Source organism: Devosia sp. MC1541 (assembly GCF_012847305.1).
Taxonomy (GTDB): domain Bacteria; phylum Pseudomonadota; class Alphaproteobacteria; order Rhizobiales; family Devosiaceae; genus Devosia.
Genome location: NZ_JABBDZ010000008.1, coordinates 71,466 through 92,794, shown reverse-complemented (window position 1 = coordinate 92,794; position 21,329 = coordinate 71,466). Strand labels below are relative to the sequence as shown.

Sequence of the window (21,329 nt, the reverse complement as noted above, 5' to 3'; positions counted from 1 at the left end):
AAAAACCTTGCGTTTTTGTGATCTCTCGCCCATATGAGGGCCACGTCCCCGGCCGGAAAGGCCGATGATGGGCTTCTCTTCTTACTTAAGCGGTGAGCGGCGAAGTCATCCCGGAAGCAACAGGCTCCGGGCTTGAGCCAGCACCCGCGCGATAACTCTATCGCCCGTTTGCAGAATTTTATTCGGCGGCCGCTGTGCGGTGCGCTGGCGCGTTGTATCGCGCAGCAAGAAAGACACACGTTTGACTTCTTTCATCGAATTGGGTTTGCCCGAACAGCTCACCACCAGCCTGACTGCAGGTGGTTTTACTGAAGCAACCAAGATTCAATCGCAGGCTATTCCAAAGCTTTTGGAAGGCCGTGACATGCTGGGCATCGCCCAGACCGGCTCGGGCAAGACGGCGGCTTTCGGCCTACCAATCCTTGCTGGCCTTATGGGCCTGACCGGCCGTCCACGCCCAATGACAACCCGTGCGCTGATCCTGGCGCCGACCCGCGAATTGGCCGTGCAGATCGAAGAGAACATGCGCAAGTTCGCAGGTTCCAAGATGCGCCTTGATACCGTTCTCGTGCTCGGCGGCGTGTCGCGCTACCATCAGGTTGGCAAGATCGCCAAGGGCGTTGACGTTGTGATTGCAACGCCGGGCCGCCTCAAGGACCTGCTGGACGACAACAAGATCAAGCTCAACGAAACCCGTTGGCTGGTGCTGGACGAAGCTGACCGCATGCTCGACATGGGCTTTATTGCTCCCGTTCGTGCTATCGCCAAGCAGATCGGCCTGCGTCGTCAGACCATGCTGTTCTCGGCAACCATGCCGGCGGAAATCGAAGATCTGGCCAAGACGCTGCTGAAGGAACCAATCAAGGTTGAAGCGGCGCCGCAGGGTTCGACCGTGGTCAAGATCGACCAGCGTGTAATCATGTCCGGTTCGAAGGCAAAGCGTGGCGTTCTCAACGACCTGCTGGCCGACGAGAAGGAAGGCATGGAACGCGTCATCATCTTCTCGCGCACCAAGCATGGCGCCGACCGCGTGGCCAAGAACCTTGCCATCGATGGTCACGAAGCAGCGGCTATTCACGGCAATAAGAGCCAGAACGCCCGTCAGGCAGCTCTCAAGGGCTTTGCCACCGGTCAGGTTCGCATTCTGGTTGCAACCGACATTGCAGCGCGCGGTATCGACGTTAAGGGCATCACCCACGTCGTGAACTACGAACTGCCAGACGATCCGGAAAACTACGTTCACCGTATCGGCCGTACCGGTCGTAACGGGGAAAGCGGCATCGCCATTACCCTCGTTGATGGCTCGGAAAAGGCCAAGCTGCGCGATGTGGAACGCCTCATCCGTCGTACGCTGCCAGTCTCGGGCGATGTGAACCTCGTCGAAACGGATGCAACTCCGCGTGGCGCACGCACGAGCCCGGGTGCTCCGGCTGGTGCGCGTACTGCACGCAATCCGAAGCCAAATCCGCGCAAGTTCAACACCCCACGTCCGGGTGGTGAGCGCAGCAAGGGCGGGGCAGCACGCGAAGGCGTTGCTCGCGATCCGAAGAACCCATTGGCTCCGGCTAAGTCGATTAAGCCGCCACGCGCAGATGGTCTCAAGACCAAGCAGCGCTGGAGCACAGCGGCTAAAAAGACCGCAGCGCGCAATCGTCGCGACGGCTAAAGATCACGAAAAAGGCGGCTCACGGGCCGCCTTTTTTATTGTCTGCTTGGGGTATCAGGCGACCGAATTGAGATAAATATGGTCGTGCTGGGGAGCGCTGTCCCCGGGCTTGCGGGCGAGGTGGGAGAGAAACTCTTCAGCCCAATCACCGACATTGTGTTTGCGGGCGGCGGCCATGAGCGCCTCGTATCGGGCACGCCGTTCCTCAAGCCCCATTTCGAGTGCAACGCGGATCGCCTCGGCACTTTCGTCGGTGTCGAAGGGATTGACCTGAAGCGCGGCAGGGAAGATTTCGGCCGCTCCGGCGAAGCGCGAGAGGATCAGTACGCCCGGGTCCTCGGGGTTTTGCGAGCCGATATATTCGTGCGCCACAAGGTTCATGCCGTCTCGTAATGGTGTGATCAGCCCGACGCGCGCGAGGCGATAAAGACCGGCCAGGCTTGGTTGTCCATAGGCGCGTTTGACATAGGTGAGGGGTTGCCAATCTGGCTCGGCAAACTTGCCCATCACCCGACCACAAACGGCATCCAAGGTTTCAGAAGTGGCTTGATATTCCTTGATGGTGTCGCGCGAGGGGGGCGCGACCTGCAGGAAATGCACGCCGCGGCGGAAGCTTGCGTTGTGAGCGAGGAATTTCTCATAGGCTTCAACGCGCTGCGGCAGGCCTTTGGAGTAATCGAGACGATCAACCCCGAGAATGAGCCGCTCATCGCCCAAGGAACGGCGCATGCGCGTGATCATCTTTTGCGCAGCGGGGCTGACCGAGAGGCTTGCGAAAGCATCCGGATCAGAGCCGATGGGGAAAGCGAGGATTTCGGTTCGGGAGAAATCGACGTGGTGCTTGGCGCTTGAAGCAAAGGTTGGCGGGGCTTGGTGCTCCGCGAACTCCAGAAAGGCGGCGACGTCGCGCTTGGCCTGCATGCCGACAAGATCATAGTGCGAGAGATCGCGCATGAGATCGGTGTGATGGGGGATGGCATAGAGCGCATCCGGCGTCGGGAACGGGATGTGCAGGTAAAAGCCGATGCGATTGCGGACGCCAAGTTGGCGCAATTCGGTGGCCAGCGGGATCAGGTGATAGTCGTGCACCCAGATGATGTCGTCGGGTCGTAAGAGTTTGGCAAGCGCGGCGGCGAACTGCGCATTGACGCGGCGATAGCCTTCGTACCAGTGGCTCTCGATGGTGGTGAGATCGAGCCGAAGGTGGAAGCTGGGCCAGAGGATGGAATTGGCAAAGCCAGAGTAATAGGCCTGATGATCGTCGCGGGTCAGGTCGATCTGGGCGACCGAAAGACCATCGACGTCTTGAATTTGCGCGGTGGGACTTGGGCTCTCGGTGAGCTTGCCAGACCAGCCGAACCAAAATCCCTGACGTTCGGCGAGTACTTTTTTGAGTGCGACTGCGAGACCGCCAGCGGCTGGGCCTTTGGCGGGGGTGCGATTGGAAACAATAACTATACGGCTCATAGGTCTTTCGGGTTTTTCTCGATCTAGGGATCGGAGCTCAAGGCTCCGATCAGTGGGTGATGGTCTCCGGCGGTGTGGTGTCGGTCTGTGCGGTTGCGCTACGGCTGGCGATGTCGATGAGACCTTCGATCAGAGCATTGACAGAGGCGACGTCGGCAATGCGCATGCGCGCTGCGGTATCACCAGGTCCAAGCTTGATGCCAATGCCGCCCAATTCCTGCGCGGCGCGGAAGGCATCTTCATCGGTCACATCATCGCCGATGAAGATCGGCGTGCGCCCAGCAAAAGGTGCCTCCTGCATGAAGGCGCGCAGGGCATTGCCCTTGTCGAAACCGGCAGGGCGAGCTTCGAAAACCATTTTGCCCGGCACCATGGTGAAGATCGAATGGGCCGTGAGCACCTCGGTCATGGCTTCGCGGCACAGCTCTTCAAGCTCGGGTGCTTGGCGATAATGCAGGGCAACGGCGCCATCTTTCTCTTCGAGAATGAGGCCTTCGTTCTCCGCCACGATCGGGGCCAAGGCTTGCGCAATTTCGGAAGCGCCCTTGGTGTAGATTTCCAAGACTTCTTCAAAACTGCCATCGGCGCGACGGCGTTGCGCGCCATGAGCACCGGCGATGGGGAGATGCAACTCGCCCAGATAGGTGTCGATGTCGGCGATTTCGCGCCCTGTGAGGATGGCAAAGGCGTGATCGAATTCGTTGATCGCCCGCGCCAAACGTTCCGCCAGCTCGGTCGGAACATGAATAGCATCAGGGGTTTCGGCTAGCTCGACCAGCGTGCCATCGAAATCGGTAAATATAGCCAGGAGCGGTGAAGGGCTCCCGGAAAAAAGAGATGGATCGGACATCACGCTTTCCCACGAACAACTAATCAGTTGAGGGGGGAACGTGACTCTTGATGAAAAGGTTCGAATATTAGCGAGAGATGATGAACTTGGTTAAGCAGCGGCGTTGCGGGATAGCTCTAAGAGCACCGCGCCAGACGTGCCAATGAGCTGCAGCACATCGTCTTGGCGAACAAAGCCAACGATTTCGGCAAGGGCTGAAAAGAACGCAGCTTCCCGGCCCATTGTGGCGGCGTCGCAGGCCATGTTGGTGGTGCCACCGACGCCGAAGCTGATCGCTGTTCCGGCGATGGTCGCGGTCGTGAAGTAGCGATTGCAGCCTCCGGTTCCGTAGACGCGACCTTCATGATCAAAGCCGATTGAGGGCTTGCGCGGACCTTCAATGGCTTGGCCGTTGACCGACTGAACTGTCCAATCAGTATCAATAAGCGGGGACGTGGTTGGGGTCATGGCGTTGAAATTGAGAACCTGTGGTTCTTCGATGAGGGGCTGCACATCGCCAGCGCGATGCACGAAAATTGTCGTCTGCTTGGGAGAGGCAGGGTCGACAGCGATGGGATCATAGTTCTGGAAGACTACGGCGCCACGGCTGAGGATTTTGGCCACAAGGCCATAGTGGTTTTCTGGCGCAGGCTGCTGATGCAGATTGAGCGAATAGGAGAGGGGAACCTGACCCCGATCTGGAATTGGCGCGGTGGCGCTGGCGATTTGCGTGCCGGTTGTGAGGTCGACAAGGGTAACGACAAGCTCAGCGGGAATGGGGAGGGCAATGCGCTCGCGATAGGTCACGTCGCCGGTCAGCGTGGTTGCTTGCGCCAGAGCGGGGGTGGCGAGCAAAACACTGCAAAGGGTGAGCATGATCCATGTGCGCATGAGCAACTCCATCACCGAACGGAACAGAAGACGAGGTAGCATTTCCGTTCGCTATCAGGGGTAAAGTATTTTTGCGGCGAGATTAAGCGTCCACAAGCCAGGGGTCATCAAAGAAATGTTCCTCGAGATTTCTGTCTAGTCCGCCGCGGTCAATGACGATGAAACTTGCAGGCTTTTCGATGGGGCAAAGCACGCCATGCCAAGTGTTGATGGCGATGTTGACCCCTTGCCCCGGAGCCGGGCGGAAAGCACGGATGCGCACCGGCTTTTCGTCTTCGTTCTCCGCCACGATGACAAGCCATGAGGCAGCGCTCGTGGGGTAGAAGGCCTGACTGCCCAAGGGGTGACGTTCGACCATATCGAGGCTCAGCGGCAGGGCGTAGGGCTGGCCAGCAAAGAGCGAAATAATCGGGCGGGGATCGGTGCCGCCCAATTGGATCGTGGCCAGATCATGGTAGCGCTCGGTCATGCCACGATTGATGGTGAAGTGGTTTGAGCCCTCGGTCTGGATCACCTGACCGAAGGGAGCAAATGCTTCTGCGGTGAGCGGCTCGATGCGAAGTGTGCGATCGTTCATGATCAAAACGGCAGCTTGGCGTGACGGTTGACGTCTTTATAGAGCAGATAGCGGAAGCGTTCCGGGCCCGTGTAGCAGGCCTGCGGGCAGAAGGCGCGGAGCCACATGAAATCGCCGGGCTCGACTTCGACCCAGTCGCGATTGAGGCGATAGACGGCCTTGCCTTCGAGGACGTAAAGGCCGTGCTCCATGACATGGGTTTCCTCGAACGGGATGACCGCGCCCGGCTCGAGAGTGACGATGTTGACGTGCATGTCGTGGCGCAGGTCGATCGGCTCGACGAACCGTGTCGTGCCCCAACGATCGTTTGAGCCGGGCATCCAGCGGATGGGTTCGACCTTGTCGGAAGTGACGAAGGCTTCCGGCGCCTCGACGCCTTCGACGCGTTCGTATTTTTTGCGGATCCAATGGAAGCGGCAGAACTCGGTGCCGTTGTTGACGGCGGTCCAGTTGCAGCCGGGAGGCAGGAAGGCGTAGCCGCCTTCGGTGAGGGTATGCTCAGTGCCCTCGATGGTGAGGGTGATCTCGCCAGCGACAACGAAGATGACGCCTTCGGCCTCTGGATTGCCCTCAGGCTTATCGCTGCCGCCCTGCGGGGCAACTTCCATAATGTATTGCGAGAAGGTCTCGGCAAAGCCGCTTAACGGGCGGGCGATGACCCAAAGGCGGGTGAGACGCCAATGGGGGAGATAGGAGATGACGATGTCGCGCATCGTCCCATGCGGAAGCACGGCATAGGCCTCGGTGAAAACCGCGCGCTGGGTGTGAAGCGCCATTTGACTGGGTAGGCCTGCAGGGGGTGATGCGTAATGTGATGACATCTCGGGCTCGGGCAAAAATTCGGACAAAGGGCAGGGCGCGGCTTAGGGCAAGACGGCGCTGAGACGAAGGAGGGCGATGCGCTCGACCTGACGGCAGGCGGTGGTGAACTCCTGCTCGGCGGAATTTGCGAGCCGGGTTTCGAAGTTCGCCAAGATCGACGCCTTAGTGTGGTCGCGCACGGCGATGATGAAGGGGAAACCGAATTTGTCGACATAAGCGGTGTTGAGGCGCGTGAAGGTTTCGCGCTCTTGGTCGGTGAGAGCGTCGAGACCGGCGGACTTTTGTTCGGCAGTGCTTTCGGCCGTGAGGCGCTTGGCAGCGGCGAGCTTGCCCGCGAGATCAGGGTGGGCGCGCAGAACGCCCATGCGCTCGTCGTCTGTTGCCATGCGGAATTGACTGCGTAGGGTGAAGTGGAGGCCCTGAGCGGTGTCATTGGCGGGACCTAATTCACCATCCCAAGCGCGCTCGGCGATCCACGGCGAATGCTCAAAGATCGAGCCGTAGCGGGAAATGAAATCGTCGCGGTCGAGCGTGCTGGGGAGCACGTCCTGTGCAATGAAGGGGTGTTCCTTGGCCCAGTGCTCGGCGATTTGAAGGCGGGTGGGGACCCAGACGTTGTCGAAGGTTTTGATGTAATCAACGAACTTCTTGAGGCCCTGAAAGCGCCCCGGCTGACCGACGAGGCGGCAGTGGAGGCCAATGGACATCATCTTGGGGCTACCTGCCTGACCTTCGGCATAAAGGCAGTCAAAGCTGTCTTTGAGGAAGGTGAAGAACTCGTCGCCCGTGTCAAAGCCCGGGGGCGTGACAAAGCGCATGTCATTGGCCGAGAGCGTATAGGGGATGATCAGCTGTGGGCGATCGCCGTGAAGCCGCCAATAGGGCAGGTCGTCGTCATAGGTGTCGGAGATATAGGCCATTGAGCCTGTTTCAGTGACAAGATCGACGGTGTTGAGACTGGAGCGGCCCGTGTACCAGCCTTGCGGCGGGATGCCCGTGGCGACGGTGTGGAGACGAATGGCTTCCGCGATCTGGCGGCGCTCTTCAGCGGGGGGCATGTCCTTATGCTGGACCCATTTGAGACCGTGGCTGGCGATTTCCCAACCTGCGTCGAGCATGGCCTGAACCTGCGCTGGCGCACGCATGAGCGCGGTGGCGACGCCATAGACGGTGACAGGGAGACCGGCCTGCGTGAAGAGGCGATGAAGGCGCCAGAAGCCAGCGCGCGAGCCATATTCATACATGCTCTCGACATTGGCATGGCGTTGGTCTGGCCAAGGCTGCGCGCCCAGAACGTCGACGAGGAAGGCTTCCGACGCGCCATCGCCGTGCAGAATATTGTTTTCGCCGCCCTCTTCATAATTGAGGACAAACTGCACCGCGACATGCGCACCACCGGGCCAATTGGCATTGGGGGGATTGGCGCCATAACCGTGCATATTGCGTGGGTAGCGAAGCATCTGCGGTATCCATCAGCGTCGAATAATTCTGCGTGATGGTAGGAGCAGGTTTGCACTTAGGCTAGCGGGTTTAAGTGCAAAATCTTTCGGTGAAGCGCGTTTCTTTCGCGAGTTATCAACAATGCCTATTTTGCACTCTGCTTGTTCAAAGAAGCGGCGGCGCGGATGAGGTCTTTAAATCCGTCGTGATCTATCGATCCGCCTTCGGTGAAGTCGATGGCGCGGCGGGCATTGCCCTCCAGACTGGCGTTAAAGATACCAGAGGGGTCGGGCAGCGATGCGCCCTTGGGGAAGGTGGTCTTTACGGCGGCTTTATAGGCCTCGCCGGTGCACAAAATGCCATTGTGAGACCAGACTGGCTGACCCCATTTCCACTCTTCAATGACGTCGGGCAGCGCTTCGTGGATGAGCTTGCGCAAGAGGGCGAGGGTTTCGCCGCGCCAACCGGGCAGGTCGGCGATGCGCTGGTCAATCAGTTGGGAGGGCGTCGCGCCGGTGGCGAGGTCGGCCTTGCTGTTGCGGGGGAAAGCCATGGCTACATTTTCTCGCCGGGGAGTTGAGCGGCGGCCTTTATCCACGCGGAGAACTGGGCGTGATCAAAGCCCGCCTCGGTGACATGGAGATAGCGCACGTCTGGATTCTTGGACGGCTCTGGTGGCGCTGGCACGAGCTGCCCGCCATTGAAGAAGCCGACCTTGAGGTAGTTTTTCATGGCATGGAAGGAGGTGAAATAGTGGTGCTCGGTGACAGCATACATCGGCGAGTTCCACTTCACGGCTTTGAGCACATTGGGAACAGCCGCGGTGATCAGGCTATCGATGATTTTGGCTTCGCGTTGCTGCCAACCGTTGAGGGCGGCGATGTAGTTCTGCACCACCTCATCGCCATAGCCTTTGGCGATTTGAGGATTGCCACCACTGAGGCGGGTGACGCCATCAGCATCGGGTTTAAGGTCTGATATTTTAGGGTTCATAGCCACGGGCGCTCCTCGCAAAGCCTTGATCGTGCATGGTGTCCTGAGGGGGAGTGTGGCACCTGTCTAAGGCGGGGTGAAGGCTAAAAATTAGGCAGGCAAATATGTCTGGGTAACTTCTGGCTTTCCTGTGTGAAATTGGGCTAGCCGCAAGATTGCTAAATGCTATGGTCTTGGGGGGACGACGAATAGGAGTAGCAACATGGCAGGCGGACGCCTCACGACCCATGTTCTCGATACAATGCATGGTACGCCGGCGCGGGGTATGCGCCTTGAACTTCACTATGTTCATGGCGACCACACGCATCATCTGGTTGATAGCTACACCAATTCTGACGGTCGCGTAGATCAGCCCCTGTTGGACGATGAGTTCCAGCACGGCGAATATGAAATCCGCTTCCACGTGGGGCAGTTTTTCGAGCGTATTGGCGTTGAGACTGAAACGCCGTTTCTTGATGTCGTGCCGATCCGTTTTACGATTTCTGAAGACAAGCACTACCATGTGCCGCTGCTTGTCAGCCCATTTGCGTATTCGACCTACCGCGGGAGTTGAGCCTTGGTAGACGTGACCAACGCCATTCGCTTTTTGCTCAATGGTGAAGATATTGCCCTGACGGATGTGGCGCCTGATCAGACGCTGCTCGACTGGTTGCGCCTTGAGCGCCGACTGCGCGGCTCAAAAGAGGGCTGTGCTGAGGGCGATTGCGGTGCCTGTACGGTATTGGTTGGTCGCGTTTTTGGCGATGAAGTCATTTATGACAGCGTAACAGCCTGCATTCGACTGCTGGGGAGCCTCAATGGCTGCCACGTCGTCACCGTTGAACATTTGCGCGGGGAGAATGGCCAGCTCCATCCGGTGCAGCAGGCGATGGTGGATCAGCACGGGAGCCAGTGTGGCTTCTGTACGCCGGGGTTTGTCATGAGCCTTTATGGGCTGTGGATGCGGAACCCGCACCCAACGCGCTCAGCTATCGAGAAAGCATTGCAGGGCAATCTTTGTCGTTGCACCGGCTATGCGCCGATCATTCGCGCGGCTGAGGCGATTTCGAGCTATGGGTTGCCGCAGGGCGATGTGCTGTGGGCGGAGCGGATTGCGGTCAAGGATAGGCTGATCGCTTTGAGCCAGACAGGGCGCGTCGAGATTGGTGCGGATGAAAATCGCATCATCATTCCCGCAAGTCTTGATGATCTGGCGCAGCTTTATGCGCAATATCCGGAAGCGCGGATCGTCGCCGGTTCAACGGACGTTGGGCTGTGGGTGACCAAGTTCATGCGTCGCATTGGGCCGGTGATTTTTATCAATCATCTGCAAGAGCTGAAGGCCGTTACGGTCTCGGACGCGGCCGTGAATTTTATGGCGGGTGTGACCTATTCGGAAGCGCTGCCCACGATCGAAGAGCATTTCCCGCAATTGCGTGAGCTTTGGAGCCGCTTTGCTGGGGAACAGGTGCGCAATATGGGCACGCTGGGCGGCAATATCGCCAATGGCTCGCCTATTGGTGACACCCCGCCGACCTTTATTGCACTGGGTGCACGCCTTACGCTGCGCAAAGGCAATGAGCGGCGCGAGATGGCGCTCGAGGATTACTTTGTTGCCTATGGCAAGCAGGATCGTGGGCCGGGTGAGTTTGTCGAAAGCCTCTTTGTACCAAGGCTGCCTGCGGGTGAACACTACGCCGTCTACAAGGTTGCTAAGCGCAAGGAAGAGGATATTTCATCGCTGTGCGGGGCCTTCCGCGTGGGGACCGACAATGGTGTGGTGACCTCGGTGCGCATCGCTTTTGGCGGCATGGCGGCGACGCCAAAGCGCGCCGCGGTGGTGGAAGCAGCGCTGATGGGCAAGGCCTGGTCGGAAGAAACGATTGAGGCGGTGCTGCCGCTGTTCGGCGAGGATTATCAGCCCATTAGCGATATGCGCGCGTCGGCGGACTATCGTCTGCTGGCCGCCAAGAACCTGCTCCGTCGGTTCTACATGGAGACTGAAGGCACCGCAGAGCGGTTGAGCCGTGAGGTAGCATGATGAATAAGCATTCTTCCGAAATTTCATTGGCTGTGCTGCATGCCAATACCCGCCATGACAGCGGCCCCAAGCACGTGACCGGATCGGCAGAATATATCGACGATATGATTGAGCCAGTGGGCACGATGCACGCCTATTTGGGCCTGTCGAACCGCGCCCATGCCACGATCAAGTCGATTGATCTCGATGCCGTTCGCGCGGCGCCCGGCGTTATCGGCGTGCTGACCGCAGAGGATATTCCGGGCGAGAATGACGTCTCGCCGAGCCATAAGCATGACGAACCCATTTTCGCGGTTGGTAAGGTGCATTTCTGGGGCCAGCCGATGTTTGCGGTGGTGGCAGACACGCGCGACGCCGCGCGCCGCGCAGCACAGCTGGTCAAGATTGACTACGAAGACCTGCCGCATGCGCTCGATGTACGCGCGGCGCAGGGCGCGGGCGGAAAGCTCGTGACCGAACCGCTCAAACTGGAACGGGGAGATGTCGAAGCGGGCCTCGCCAGCGCGCCGCGTCGCGTTCAAGGGGCAATTACGATCGGCGGGCAGGATCACTTCTATCTCGAAGGGCAGATTGCACTCGCCATTCCGGGCGAAGACGAGGACGTGACCATCCACGCCTCGACCCAGCACCCGAGCGAAGTGCAATTGATGGTGGCGCAGGTTTTGGCCATTCGCCACCATGCTGTGACCATCAATATCCGCCGTATGGGCGGTGGCTTTGGTGGCAAGGAAACGCAGGGCAATCTCTTTGCTGCTGTCGCCGCGCTGGCGGCGAAGAAGTGGAACCGCGCTTGTAAAATCCGTCCGGATCGGGACGACGATATGCAGGCGACGGGCAAGCGCCATGACTTCGTGGTCGATTATGACGTTGGCTATGATGAGACCGGCAAAATTCTTGCCGTTGATGCAAACTATGCTGCGCGCGCGGGGTTTTCATCCGATCTTTCGGGGCCAGTAACAGACCGCGCGCTGTTCCATGCGGATAATGCCTATTGGTATCCGGCGGTGCGTCTGCGGTCGCAGCCGCTTTATACCAATACTGTCTCGAACACCGCGTTTCGTGGCTTTGGTGGGCCGCAGGGCATGTTGGCGGCGGAGCGCTGGGTAGAAGACATCGCCTATGCGCTGGGCAAAGATCCGCTCGATATTCGCAAGGCCAATTTCTACGGCACGGACACCGACAATATTACGCCCTACCATCAAACGGTGACGGACAATGTCGTTGACCGCGTGGTGGCAGAGCTGGAAGCCAGCGCGGATTATCAGGCGCGCCGCCGCGCGGTGATCGCCTTCAACAAGACCAGCAGAGTGCTCAAGAAGGGCATTGCGCTGACCCCGGTGAAGTTCGGAATTTCGTTCACGGCGACCTGGTACAATCAGGCTGGTGCCTTGGTGCATGTCTATAAAGATGGCTCGGTCCATCTTTCACATGGCGGCACGGAAATGGGGCAGGGGCTGCACACCAAGGTGGCGCAGGTGGTTGCCGATGCCTTTGGCATCAATCTCGACACCGTCAAGATCATGGCGACTTCCACGGGGAAGGTTCCCAATACCTCGGCGACGGCTGCGTCTTCAGGCACTGACCTTAATGGTATGGCGGCGCTCAATGCGTGTGATCAGATCAAGGCTCGGCTGGTCGCCCATGGGGCCGCTCTTCACAAGGTTTCAGAGAGCGAGTGCTCGTGGGTGCAGGGTGGACTGCAGGCAGGGCCCACCTTTGTGCCGTTTGGGGAGCTGGTGGCTTCGGCCTATCTGAATCGCGTTCAGCTTTCGGCAGCGGGATTTTACAAGACCCCGGATATCAATTGGGATCGTGCGGCGGGCCGTGGTCGACCGTTCTACTACTATGCCTATGGGGCATCGGTGAGCGAGGTCACCATCGACACACTGACGGGTGAATATACCGTCGACCGAGTCGATATTTTGCACGATGTCGGCAAGTCGCTGAACCCCGTTATCGACGTTGGACAGGTCGAAGGCGGCTTCATTCAGGGCATGGGATGGCTCACCAGCGAAGAATTAGTGTGGGATTCTAAGGGACAGCTCCGGACTCACGCCCCTTCCACCTACAAAATCCCTTTGGCTTCTGATATCCCGCCGGTCTTCAACGTGAAGCTGGCGGAGTGGTCGGTGAACAAAGAACCGACCATAGGTCGATCCAAAGCGGTCGGTGAGCCGCCCTTTATGCTGGCCATGAGTGTGGCTGAAGCATTGGGCATGGCTGTGGCCAGCGTGGCCGATTATAGAATCGCGCCGCGCCTTGATACGCCGATTACGCCCGAGCGCGTGTTGATGGGCGTAGAGCGACTCCAAGCGGAGACGCGCGCGTGAAAAACTCGGTGGGCGCAAAGTCTGGTGTCCCACCGTACCTCCCCCAAATTGGGGGAGGGGAACTGACCGGCCGCGCCTACGGGGGAGAATCATGACCCCTCAAGCCCTCAGCGCATTTTTCGCCGAAAATCCCGACGCCATATTGTGCGAAATCACGCATGTGAAAGGCTCCTCGCCGCGCGCGGAAGGCACTTTCATGGTGGTGGGCGCGACACTCGCGCTTGGGACTATAGGTGGCGGTGCCCTTGAATATATGGTTATTGACCACGCGCGCCGGCTGATCACAGCAGGGCGCGCGCATGAGGTCATGGACGTGCCTTTGGGGCCTGAAATCGGCCAGTGTTGTGGCGGGCGTGTTCGTGTCGATCTTTCTTTTGTTACCGACACGATGCGGACCGAGCTTGTGGCGCGGTGCGAGGCCGATCTGGCGCGACGTCCGAGCGTTTTCATTTTTGGCGCGGGCCATGTTGGCCGTGTCTTGGCGCAAATTCTCTCGCTTATGCCAGTGAGGCTTGAGGTGATTGATACGCGCAAAGAGGAGCTGGCTGCACTTGCGCCTCAAATCGCTTCTCGACTTGTCGCTATGCCCGAGATGATTGTGCGCCAAGCGCCTGCGGGCAGCAGCTTTGTGATCGTCACGCATGATCACGCTTTAGATTTTCTCATTGCATATGAAGCATTGTCGCGACGTGACACTGCCTATGTTGGAATGGTCGGCTCACAAACGAAAAGAGCAAAGTTCACGAGCTGGTATCGTGACCAAGGGGGTGACGCATTGGCGTTGAACAAGCTCATTTTACCTATCGGCGCGCAGGGCCTTGGCGACAAACGCCCCGCCGTTATAGCGGCCTTCGCCGCAGCTGAAATTATGGCACATGTTGGAAGTCAGGGCATTTGTGCACGTGACAATTCCTCCTTTGAACAAACGGGAGTGGCGCGTGGTTTCTGACCTGCCCAATCGGCTCGAACTGAGCGGTATCACCAAGCAATTCCCAGGCGTTCTGGCCAACGACAATGTGTCGTTTTCGGTCAAGCCAGGGGAAATTCACGCGCTTCTCGGTGAGAACGGGGCGGGTAAGTCCACCCTCGTGAAAATGATTTATGGCATCATGCAGCCCAATGCTGGCGAGATCCGCTGGAATGGGGTTCCCACTGTCGTGCAGAGCCCTAAGGCCGCGCGCAAACTGGGCATCGGCATGGTGTTCCAGCACTTCTCGCTGTTTGAAGCGCTGACCGTTCTCGAAAATATCGCGCTCGGCATGGATGCGAAGATACCGCAGCGTGAGCTCGAAGAGCGGACGCGGCAGATCATGCAGACCTATGGGCTGACGCTTGATCCGCACCGTACCGTTGCAACGCTTTCGGTGGGCGAACGCCAGCGTATCGAAATCGTGCGCGCGCTGCTGCTCAATCCAAAACTGCTGATTATGGATGAGCCGACTTCGGTTTTGACGCCGCAGGAAGTGGAGCAGCTGTTCACCGTGCTGCGCCAGTTGGCGAGCGAAGGCTGCTCGATCCTTTATATCTCGCACAAGCTGCATGAGATTAAGGCGCTGTGTGACACAGCGACTATTCTGCGCGGCGGCAAGCTCGTGGATACGTGTGATCCCAAGGTCGAGACCTCGCGCTCGATGGCCGAGAAGATGATCGGGGCCGGGCTAAAGGATATCAACAAGGGTGAAGGGCGCAGCTTTGGCGAGCCTAAGCTCGTGGTGAACGGCCTTTCGACCAAGAAGACGGGCGACTTCGATGTGCCCGTCAACAACATCTCATTTACTGTGCATGCTGGTGAAATTCTGGGCATTGCGGGCGTGGCCGGCAATGGGCAGAACGCGCTCTTGGACGCGCTATCGGGCGAGTTGCTCGGCGAAGACCGCGACGCCATCAGCCTTGATGGACGCAGCATTGGCTTGCAGCACCCAACCGACCGTCGCCGGTCGGGGATTTCGGCGGTGCCGGAAGAGCGCAATGGTCACGCGGCGGTTGGTGATTTCTCGCTCTCGGACAATTCGGTGCTCACGGCGCGTGATCGTATCGGCATGGTTATGCTGGGGCTGATCAATTTCGGCACGGCCAAGAAATACACCGACAAGGTGATCGCGGGTTTCTCGGTGAAGGCCATCGGCTCGCAGTCGACCGCGAGTTCGCTCTCGGGCGGGAATTTGCAGAAGTACATTATGGGCCGCGAAATCATGCAGAGCCCCAAGGTTCTGGTGGTGAGCCAGCCAACTTGGGGCGTGGATGCGGGCGCGGCAGCGGCGATCCATCAGGCTTTGGTCGATCTGGCCGCGTCGGGCTCGGCCATTGTCGTGATCAGCCAGGACCTTGATGAGTTGCTGGCCCTTTCCGACAGCCTTGCGGTAATCAATATGGGGTCGCTCTCTGAAGTGCGGCCGGTGAAGGACTTTAGCGTGGAAGAGATCGGTCTGCTTATGGGCGGTGTGCATGGCGAGGCGGGAGCAGCATGATGCAGTTTCGTCTCGAAAAGCGCGCTGAACCATCCAAGTTCATGCTCTATGCAACGCCGATTGCGGCTGTTGCTCTGACCATGCTGGTGGGCGTGATCCTGTTTTCGGCCATTGGTTACAATGGCTTTGCGGCGGTTGGGGAGATTTTCCTTACCCCACTGACCAATCCCTACAAGTGGCAGGAATTGGGCGTTAAAGCTGCGCCGTTGATTATTATCGGTGTTGGTCTGTCGATCGCTTATCGGGCCAATGTCTGGAACATTGGTGCTGAGGGCCAGTACATCGTTGGTGCTTTGGCTGCGACCTGGGTGGCGCTGGCCACGCACGGGCAGGGTGGCTTCTGGATTTTGCCGCTGATGGCGGTGGCAGGGGCGATTGCGGGCATGGCCTATGCGGCGATCCCGGCGTTTCTCAAGACCAAGCTCAACGTCAATGAAATTCTCACCAGTTTGATGCTGACCTATGCGTCCGTACAGCTGATTTTCTTCCTCATTCGTGGTCCCTGGAAGGACCCAATGGGCATTGGTTTCCCGCAGTCGCGTCGCTTTGACGTGGCGGCGCGCTTGCCAAACCTGACGGTCGAAAATTTTGACTTCCTCGGTGACGGCGCATTGATCCTCAAGGGGCTCGTGGAACGCGTGCACTATGGCGTGCCGCTGGCGATTTTCATTGCACTGGTCGTGTGGTTCATCATGACCCGTACCGTGTTTGGTTATCGTATGCGCGTTGTTGGTGCGGCGCCGCACGCAGCGCGTTACGGCGGCTTTTCGCAGAACAAAACCATCTGGATGGCCATGCTGGTGAGCGGCGGTTTGGCGGGTCTGGCGGGGATGCTGGAAGTGGCTGGCCCGTTCCAGCGCATGGTGCCGGGCTTTGCCACCAACTACGGCTTTACGGCCATCATCGTGGCCTTCCTCGGACGGCTTAATCCACTTGGCGTAATATTTGCAGGTTTCGTGTTGGCGGTCACATTCGTTGGTGGGCAGATTGCTCAGACAACCATGGGTCTTCCGGATGAAACGACAGGTATCTTCCAGGCGCTAATGATGTTCCTGCTGTTGGCTGGTGACATTTTGATCAAATATCGCATTCGGCGCGTTCAGCCTGATGCCCGCGTGGGAGCTGCATAATGGATCTTACCATTGCGATCATCGTGACCGTCGTCGGCGCGTCCACTCCTATTCTGATTGCCGCTTTGGGCGAACTGGTCGTTGAACGGGCAGGGGTGTTGAACCTCGGCGTTGAAGGCATGATGCTGATTGGCGCTGTCGTCGGCTTCATCGTTCAGTTCCATACCGGTCAGCCCCTGCTGGCTCTTCTGGCAGCGGCCGTTGCTGGTGTTCTCTCGTCTCTGATCTTTGGTTTCCTGACGCTCTCGCTTTCGGCCAATCAGACAGCGACCGGGCTGGCACTGACGATTTTCGGGACAGGGTTTTCGGCTCTCATTGGGGCCAACTACTCTGCTCGTCCGGTCCCGCTTATGGACTCGGTCTTGCCCGAAACCATCGCGGACCATCCCATTGCGCGCGTGCTGCTGGGCTATTCGCTGCCGGTTTACTTCGCGTTCTTCATGGTGTTTGCCGTTTGGTTCTTCCTCAAGAAGACCCGTTCGGGCCTGATCTTGCGCGCTGTCGGCGAGAACGACCATTCGGCGCACTCGATTGGCTATTCGGTATTGGGTGTCCGCTACCTCGCGATCATGTTTGGTGGCGCTATGGCAGGGATCGCCGGTGCGTGCTTCCCGCTGCTGCTGACGCCACAATGGGCCGAAGGCATGACGGCGGGCCGTGGCTGGATTGCCGTGGCGCTGGTGGTGTTCGCCTCGTGGCGCCCAATGCGCCTGTTGTTCGGCGCTTATCTCTTTGGTCTGGTGATGACCATGGAAGTGTACATCAAGGCGGGTGGCGGTCTTTTCTCCGCTATACCTGCTGAATTGTGGGCAGCCTTGCCCTATCTCGCAACGATCGTCGTGCTGGTGCTAATTTCGCTGAAGCGCGACGCGTCAACTAATGCTCCGGCCTGCCTTGGCAGGCCGTTCATGCCGGGTAATTGAGGCGGCGCCAACGAACGCCTCAATTCATAAAAATGTCGTCAATCAGGAGAAAAATGATGACACTGTCGCGTCGTACTTTCATCAAGGTTGGTGGGGCCGCCTTGTCTCTGCCACTTCTCGGAAGCACTGCTTTCGGTCAAGAAAAACTGAAGATCGGCTTCATCTACGTGGGCTCGATCAACGACAACGGCTACAACTACGCGCACAATCAGGGCCGTATCTTCATCCAGGAACAGCTGGGTGAACAGGTTGAAACCATGTTCGTCGAAAACGTGGCTGAAGGCCCGGATTGCGAACGCGTTCTGCGCGAACTGGCTCAGCAGGGCTGCAAGCTGATCTTCGCAACCAGCTTTGGTTTCGGCGACAGCGTTATCAAGGTTGCAGAAGAGTTCCCTGATATCGCGTTCGAACACGCAACCGGCTACATGAGCGGCCCGAATGTTGGCCTCTACAACGCGCGCTTCCATGAAGGTCGTGCGATCTGCGGTATCATCGCTGGTCACATGTCCCAGACCGGCAAGGCTGGTTACATCGGCTCGTTCCCGATCCCAGAAGTTGTGATGGGCATCAACTCCTTCACGCTCGCTGCGCGTAAAATCAACCCAGAATTCACCCTGACCCCGGTCTATATCTCGACCTGGAACGACCCAGCCAAGGAAGCTGACGCTGCCCGCGCTATGATCGACCAGGGCATGGACATCATTGCTCAGCACACCGACGGTCCAGCGGCTCTGCAGGTTGCTGCGGAACGCGGCATCATCGGCGGCTTCGGCCAGGGCGCAGACATGAGCGCATTTGCTCCTGACACCCAGCTGACCGCGATCATCGACAACTGGGGCCCGCACTACCTCGCGTCGGCCAAGGCTGTTCTCGATGGCTCTTGGGCTCCAGGCAACACCTGGGAAGGTCTCAAGGAAGAAGTCGTGACCATGACCCCTTACCACTCCAAGGTTCCAGAAGCTGCCGTTAAGGACGCAGAAGCTATGCGTCTCGGCCAGATCGATGGTTCGGTTGCAATCTTCACCGGTCCGATCAAGGACCACACTGGTGTTGAACGCGTTGCGGCTGGCGTCACCATGACCGACGCTGAATTGCTCAGCATGGACTGGTATGTTGAAGGCGTGATCCCACCAGCCTGATAGACATTTCGAGATGATCAGGGGCGGGTTTACCCGCCCCTTTTTATGAGGGTGGGACATGGGCGATTTAGTTATTTTCTATGAATGGGCGATGTTCGCCGCGCGCTGGTTGCACGTGGTCACAGCGGTCGCTTGGATTGGGTCTTCTTTTTACTTTATCGCTCTCGATTTGGGTCTACGAAAGACCCCGAGCTTGCCGCCGCTAGCCCATGGCGAAGAATGGCAAGTGCATGGTGGTGGCTTCTACCACATCCAGAAGTATCTCGTTGCGCCGGAGTTTTTGCCCGAGCACCTCACTTGGTTCAAGTGGGAAAGCTATGCAACCTGGCTCTCGGGCGCGCTGCTGCTGGCGCTGCTGTATTACATCGGCGCGGACCTCTATCTGGTCGATCGCAATGTGCTCGATATTCCGAGCTGGGGCGCAATTGCGCTCTCCATCGGCTCGATTGGTCTGGGCTGGTTGCTCTATGACACGCTGTGCAAGTCCAAGATCGGGCAATCGACCACGGGCCTGATGCTCGTGCTGTTCGCCATCCTTGTGGCGATGAGCTGGGGCTATACGCAGCTGTTCACTGGCCGCGCGGCCATGCTGCATATGGGCGCGTTTACCGCGACCATTATGACCGCCAATGTCGCGATGATTATTATTCCCAATCAGAAGATTGTGGTTGCCGATCTCAAGGCCGGGCGCACGCCCGACGCGAAATATGGCAAGATAGCTAAGCAGCGCTCGCTGCATAACAATTACCTCACCCTGCCGGTGATCTTCTTCATGCTATCGTCCCACTATCCGCTGGCTTTCGCCACGCAGTGGAACTGGATTATCGCATCGCTGATCTTCCTCGTTGGCGTGGTCGTGCGGCAATATTTCAACACGCGCCATGCTCGTAAGGGCAATCCGCATTGGACCTGGGCTGTTGCTGTGATCCTGATGTTGATCATCGCTTGGCTCTCGACCGGTCCGCGCCTGCCTGAAGGGGCCGAGACGCAGATTAGCGCGGGTGGGCAGCAATATATGGATAGCCAGCATTTTGCGGCCGCTAGCCTTGCAGTGCAGACGCGCTGCGCCATGTGCCATACGGCCGAGCCGGCCTATGAGGGGGTGTATCGTGCGCCCAAGAATGTCGTGCTTGATAATGACATCGCGATTGCCAACCACGCCCGCGAGATTGTCATTCAGTCTGGGTGGAGCCACGCGATGCCGCCCGGTAATGTGACGGAAATGACTGCGCAAGAACGGGCGTTGCTCGTAGAGTGGTATAGAGAGGGTTCTAACTCGTGACGAAAACCATATTGCGAGGCAGAGTTCTCAGCTTCCACCGGGCCCCGCAAGATATTGGAGACACCGAGAGCTATCTCTATCTCGAAGATGGTGCCGTGACGCTCGAGAACGGCAAGGTCATCGCAGTCGGTGATTATGCGAGCGCTGAGACTGCTGGGGCCGAAGTGGTGGACCACAGGCCTCACCTGATCATGTCCGGCTTTATCGACCTCCACGTGCATTATGTGCAGAGCCACATCATGGCCGCCTATGCTGGGTCGCTCCTCGAATGGCTCAATACCTATACCTTTATCGAAGAGCAAAAGTTCAGCCAGCAGGGACATGCCGCAGCGGTCGCTGTTGATTTTTACGACGCGCTGATCCGGCACGGCACGACCACAGCCGTCGCCTATTGCTCAAGCCATCCGCGCTCGGTTGATGCGTTCTTCGCCGAGGGCGAGAAGCGCAATATGCTTATGGTCGGCGGCAAGGTGATGATGGATCGCAATGCGCCCGAAGCGCTCTGCGATACGGCTCAATCCGGCTATGACGACAGCAAGGCGCTCATTGCCAAATGGCACGGGCGCGGTCGCGGCCAGTATGCGATTTCCCCCCGTTTTGCCATCACCTCGACTCCCGCACAGCTCGAAGCCGCGCAGGCTTTGGTCGCCGAGCATCCCGAATGCTACGTGCAGACGCATTTGAGCGAGAATGACGAAGAAATTCGCTTCTCGATGGAGCTCTATCCGGCGTCAAAGGACTATACGGGGATTTATGAGGACTACGGCCTATTGGGTCGGAAAACGCTGCTCGGTCACTCGATCCATCTCAATCATCGCGAAACGGCCGTCTTGGCGGAAACCGGGGCGGTGGCGGTTTTTTGCCCGACGTCAAACCTGTTCCTAGGATCAGGCTTATTTGACCGCGAACGCCTTCTGGCCAACGGGGTTCGGATTGGCATTGCCTCGGACATTGGTGGCGGCACCAGCATGAGCATGCTGCGGACATTGGACGAAGGCTACAAGATTTTGCAGTTGCGCAAGCAGCGCTTCAATCCATTGTCATCGTTTCATTTGGCAACGCGGGGTAACGCAGAAGCATTGGGCTTAGAAGACAAGATCGGATCTATAGCGCCGGGGCGCGATGCTGACTTGGTCGTGCTCGATTCTGGAGCAACGCCAACTATGCAAATGCGCCAAGGAACAGTGACATCTTTGGTTGAAGAGCTATTCTTACTCCAAACCATGGGCGATGATCGCTCCATTGTGGAAGTTTATGTTGCTGGAGCCGCTACAAAGTCGACTTTAGCCGGGTTGTGAAACCAACCGCTCTTGTCATAAACCAGTGTACCCCAAACTGTTCGAGCAGAGTTT

The 21,329-nt window shown here is 58.3% G+C and carries 19 protein-coding genes; 11 read left to right on the top strand and 8 right to left on the bottom strand.

All coding sequences use genetic code 11. The features are described from left to right. Positions 1-265 precede the first annotated feature (265 nt). Positions 266-1,666: a DEAD/DEAH box helicase gene (locus HKD40_RS10525; RefSeq protein ID WP_248306020.1), complete on the top strand. Its 1,401-nt coding sequence runs from the start codon at positions 266-268 to the stop codon at positions 1,664-1,666. A 54-nt stretch (positions 1,667-1,720) separates the two neighbouring features. Here the strand turns inward: HKD40_RS10525 and HKD40_RS10520 are convergent, their stop codons facing one another. The 8 genes from HKD40_RS10520 to HKD40_RS10485 form a co-directional block, all read right to left on the bottom strand. Continuing rightward, complete coding sequence (locus HKD40_RS10520; RefSeq protein ID WP_169195709.1) at positions 1,721-3,133, bottom strand: trehalose-6-phosphate synthase; 1,413 nt, start codon at positions 3,131-3,133, stop codon at positions 1,721-1,723. Between the two features lie 49 nt (positions 3,134-3,182). Then, on the bottom strand, positions 3,183-3,983 hold the full coding sequence (otsB, locus tag HKD40_RS10515) for a trehalose-phosphatase (protein ID WP_169195708.1): 801 nt from the start codon (positions 3,981-3,983) through the stop codon (positions 3,183-3,185). A 90-nt stretch (positions 3,984-4,073) separates the two neighbouring features. Beyond that, positions 4,074-4,895, bottom strand: a complete 822-nt coding sequence (locus HKD40_RS10510) for an META domain-containing protein (protein WP_169195707.1) — start codon at positions 4,893-4,895, stop codon at positions 4,074-4,076. Positions 4,896-4,935: 40 nt separating this feature from the next. Beyond that, positions 4,936-5,430 (bottom strand): ureidoglycolate lyase, encoded by a 495-nt coding sequence (locus HKD40_RS10505; RefSeq protein ID WP_169195706.1) that lies wholly within the window; start codon positions 5,428-5,430, stop codon positions 4,936-4,938. 2 nt (positions 5,431-5,432) lie between these two features. Beyond that, a complete protein-coding gene (locus tag HKD40_RS10500; protein ID WP_169195705.1) occupies positions 5,433-6,251 on the bottom strand; it encodes a bifunctional allantoicase/(S)-ureidoglycine aminohydrolase in 819 nt (272 codons plus the stop codon). 42 nt (positions 6,252-6,293) lie between these two features. Continuing rightward, a complete protein-coding gene (gene puuE, locus HKD40_RS10495; RefSeq protein WP_169195704.1) occupies positions 6,294-7,712 on the bottom strand; it encodes an allantoinase PuuE in 1,419 nt (472 codons plus the stop codon). 125 nt (positions 7,713-7,837) lie between these two features. Beyond that, entirely contained in the window at positions 7,838-8,245 is a 408-nt protein-coding gene (locus tag HKD40_RS10490) for a DUF1801 domain-containing protein (protein ID WP_169195703.1), read from the bottom strand. 2 nt (positions 8,246-8,247) lie between these two features. After that, positions 8,248-8,685 carry a DUF1801 domain-containing protein gene (locus HKD40_RS10485; RefSeq protein WP_169195702.1) on the bottom strand — a complete coding sequence of 146 codons (438 nt, stop codon included), beginning with the start codon at positions 8,683-8,685 and terminating at the stop codon, positions 8,248-8,250. Positions 8,686-8,887: 202 nt separating this feature from the next. On the opposite strand from HKD40_RS10485, the gene uraH reads away from it, so the two are divergent. The 10 genes from uraH (at position 8,888) to guaD (ending at position 21,275) form a co-directional block, all read left to right on the top strand. Continuing rightward, positions 8,888-9,238 (top strand): hydroxyisourate hydrolase, encoded by a 351-nt coding sequence (gene uraH, locus HKD40_RS10480; RefSeq protein WP_169195701.1) that lies wholly within the window; start codon positions 8,888-8,890, stop codon positions 9,236-9,238. Positions 9,239-9,241: 3 nt separating this feature from the next. Further along, the gene (xdhA, locus tag HKD40_RS10475; RefSeq protein ID WP_169195700.1) at positions 9,242-10,705 is read left to right on the top strand and encodes a xanthine dehydrogenase small subunit; all 1,464 of its coding nucleotides are present in this window, start codon (positions 9,242-9,244) and stop codon (positions 10,703-10,705) included. Then, positions 10,705-13,035, top strand: coding sequence for a xanthine dehydrogenase molybdopterin binding subunit (gene xdhB / locus HKD40_RS10470; protein ID WP_169195699.1), 2,331 nt, complete (start codon positions 10,705-10,707; stop codon positions 13,033-13,035). Before xdhA ends, xdhB begins: the two co-directional genes overlap by 1 nt. Positions 13,036-13,126: 91 nt before the next feature. Further along, entirely contained in the window at positions 13,127-13,984 is an 858-nt protein-coding gene (gene xdhC, locus HKD40_RS10465) for a xanthine dehydrogenase accessory protein XdhC (protein ID WP_169195698.1), read from the top strand. Further along, positions 13,974-15,503: an ABC transporter ATP-binding protein gene (locus HKD40_RS10460; RefSeq protein ID WP_248306522.1), complete on the top strand. Its 1,530-nt coding sequence runs from the start codon at positions 13,974-13,976 to the stop codon at positions 15,501-15,503. The genes xdhC and HKD40_RS10460 overlap by 11 nt, the downstream gene beginning before the upstream one ends. Further along, complete coding sequence (locus tag HKD40_RS10455; RefSeq protein ID WP_248306014.1) at positions 15,500-16,633, top strand: ABC transporter permease; 1,134 nt, start codon at positions 15,500-15,502, stop codon at positions 16,631-16,633. The genes HKD40_RS10460 and HKD40_RS10455 overlap by 4 nt, the downstream gene beginning before the upstream one ends. Then, positions 16,633-17,556: an ABC transporter permease gene (locus HKD40_RS10450; RefSeq protein WP_169195696.1), complete on the top strand. Its 924-nt coding sequence runs from the start codon at positions 16,633-16,635 to the stop codon at positions 17,554-17,556. Before HKD40_RS10455 ends, HKD40_RS10450 begins: the two co-directional genes overlap by 1 nt. Before the next feature lie 56 nt (positions 17,557-17,612). Continuing rightward, positions 17,613-18,695: a BMP family ABC transporter substrate-binding protein gene (locus HKD40_RS10445; RefSeq protein ID WP_169195695.1), complete on the top strand. Its 1,083-nt coding sequence runs from the start codon at positions 17,613-17,615 to the stop codon at positions 18,693-18,695. A gap of 58 nt (positions 18,696-18,753) precedes the next feature. Further along, positions 18,754-19,977 (top strand): urate hydroxylase PuuD, encoded by a 1,224-nt coding sequence (locus HKD40_RS10440; protein WP_169195694.1) that lies wholly within the window; start codon positions 18,754-18,756, stop codon positions 19,975-19,977. Next, positions 19,974-21,275, top strand: a complete 1,302-nt coding sequence (gene guaD / locus HKD40_RS10435; protein WP_169195693.1) for a guanine deaminase — start codon at positions 19,974-19,976, stop codon at positions 21,273-21,275. The genes HKD40_RS10440 and guaD overlap by 4 nt, the downstream gene beginning before the upstream one ends. Positions 21,276-21,329: the final 54 nt, after the last annotated feature.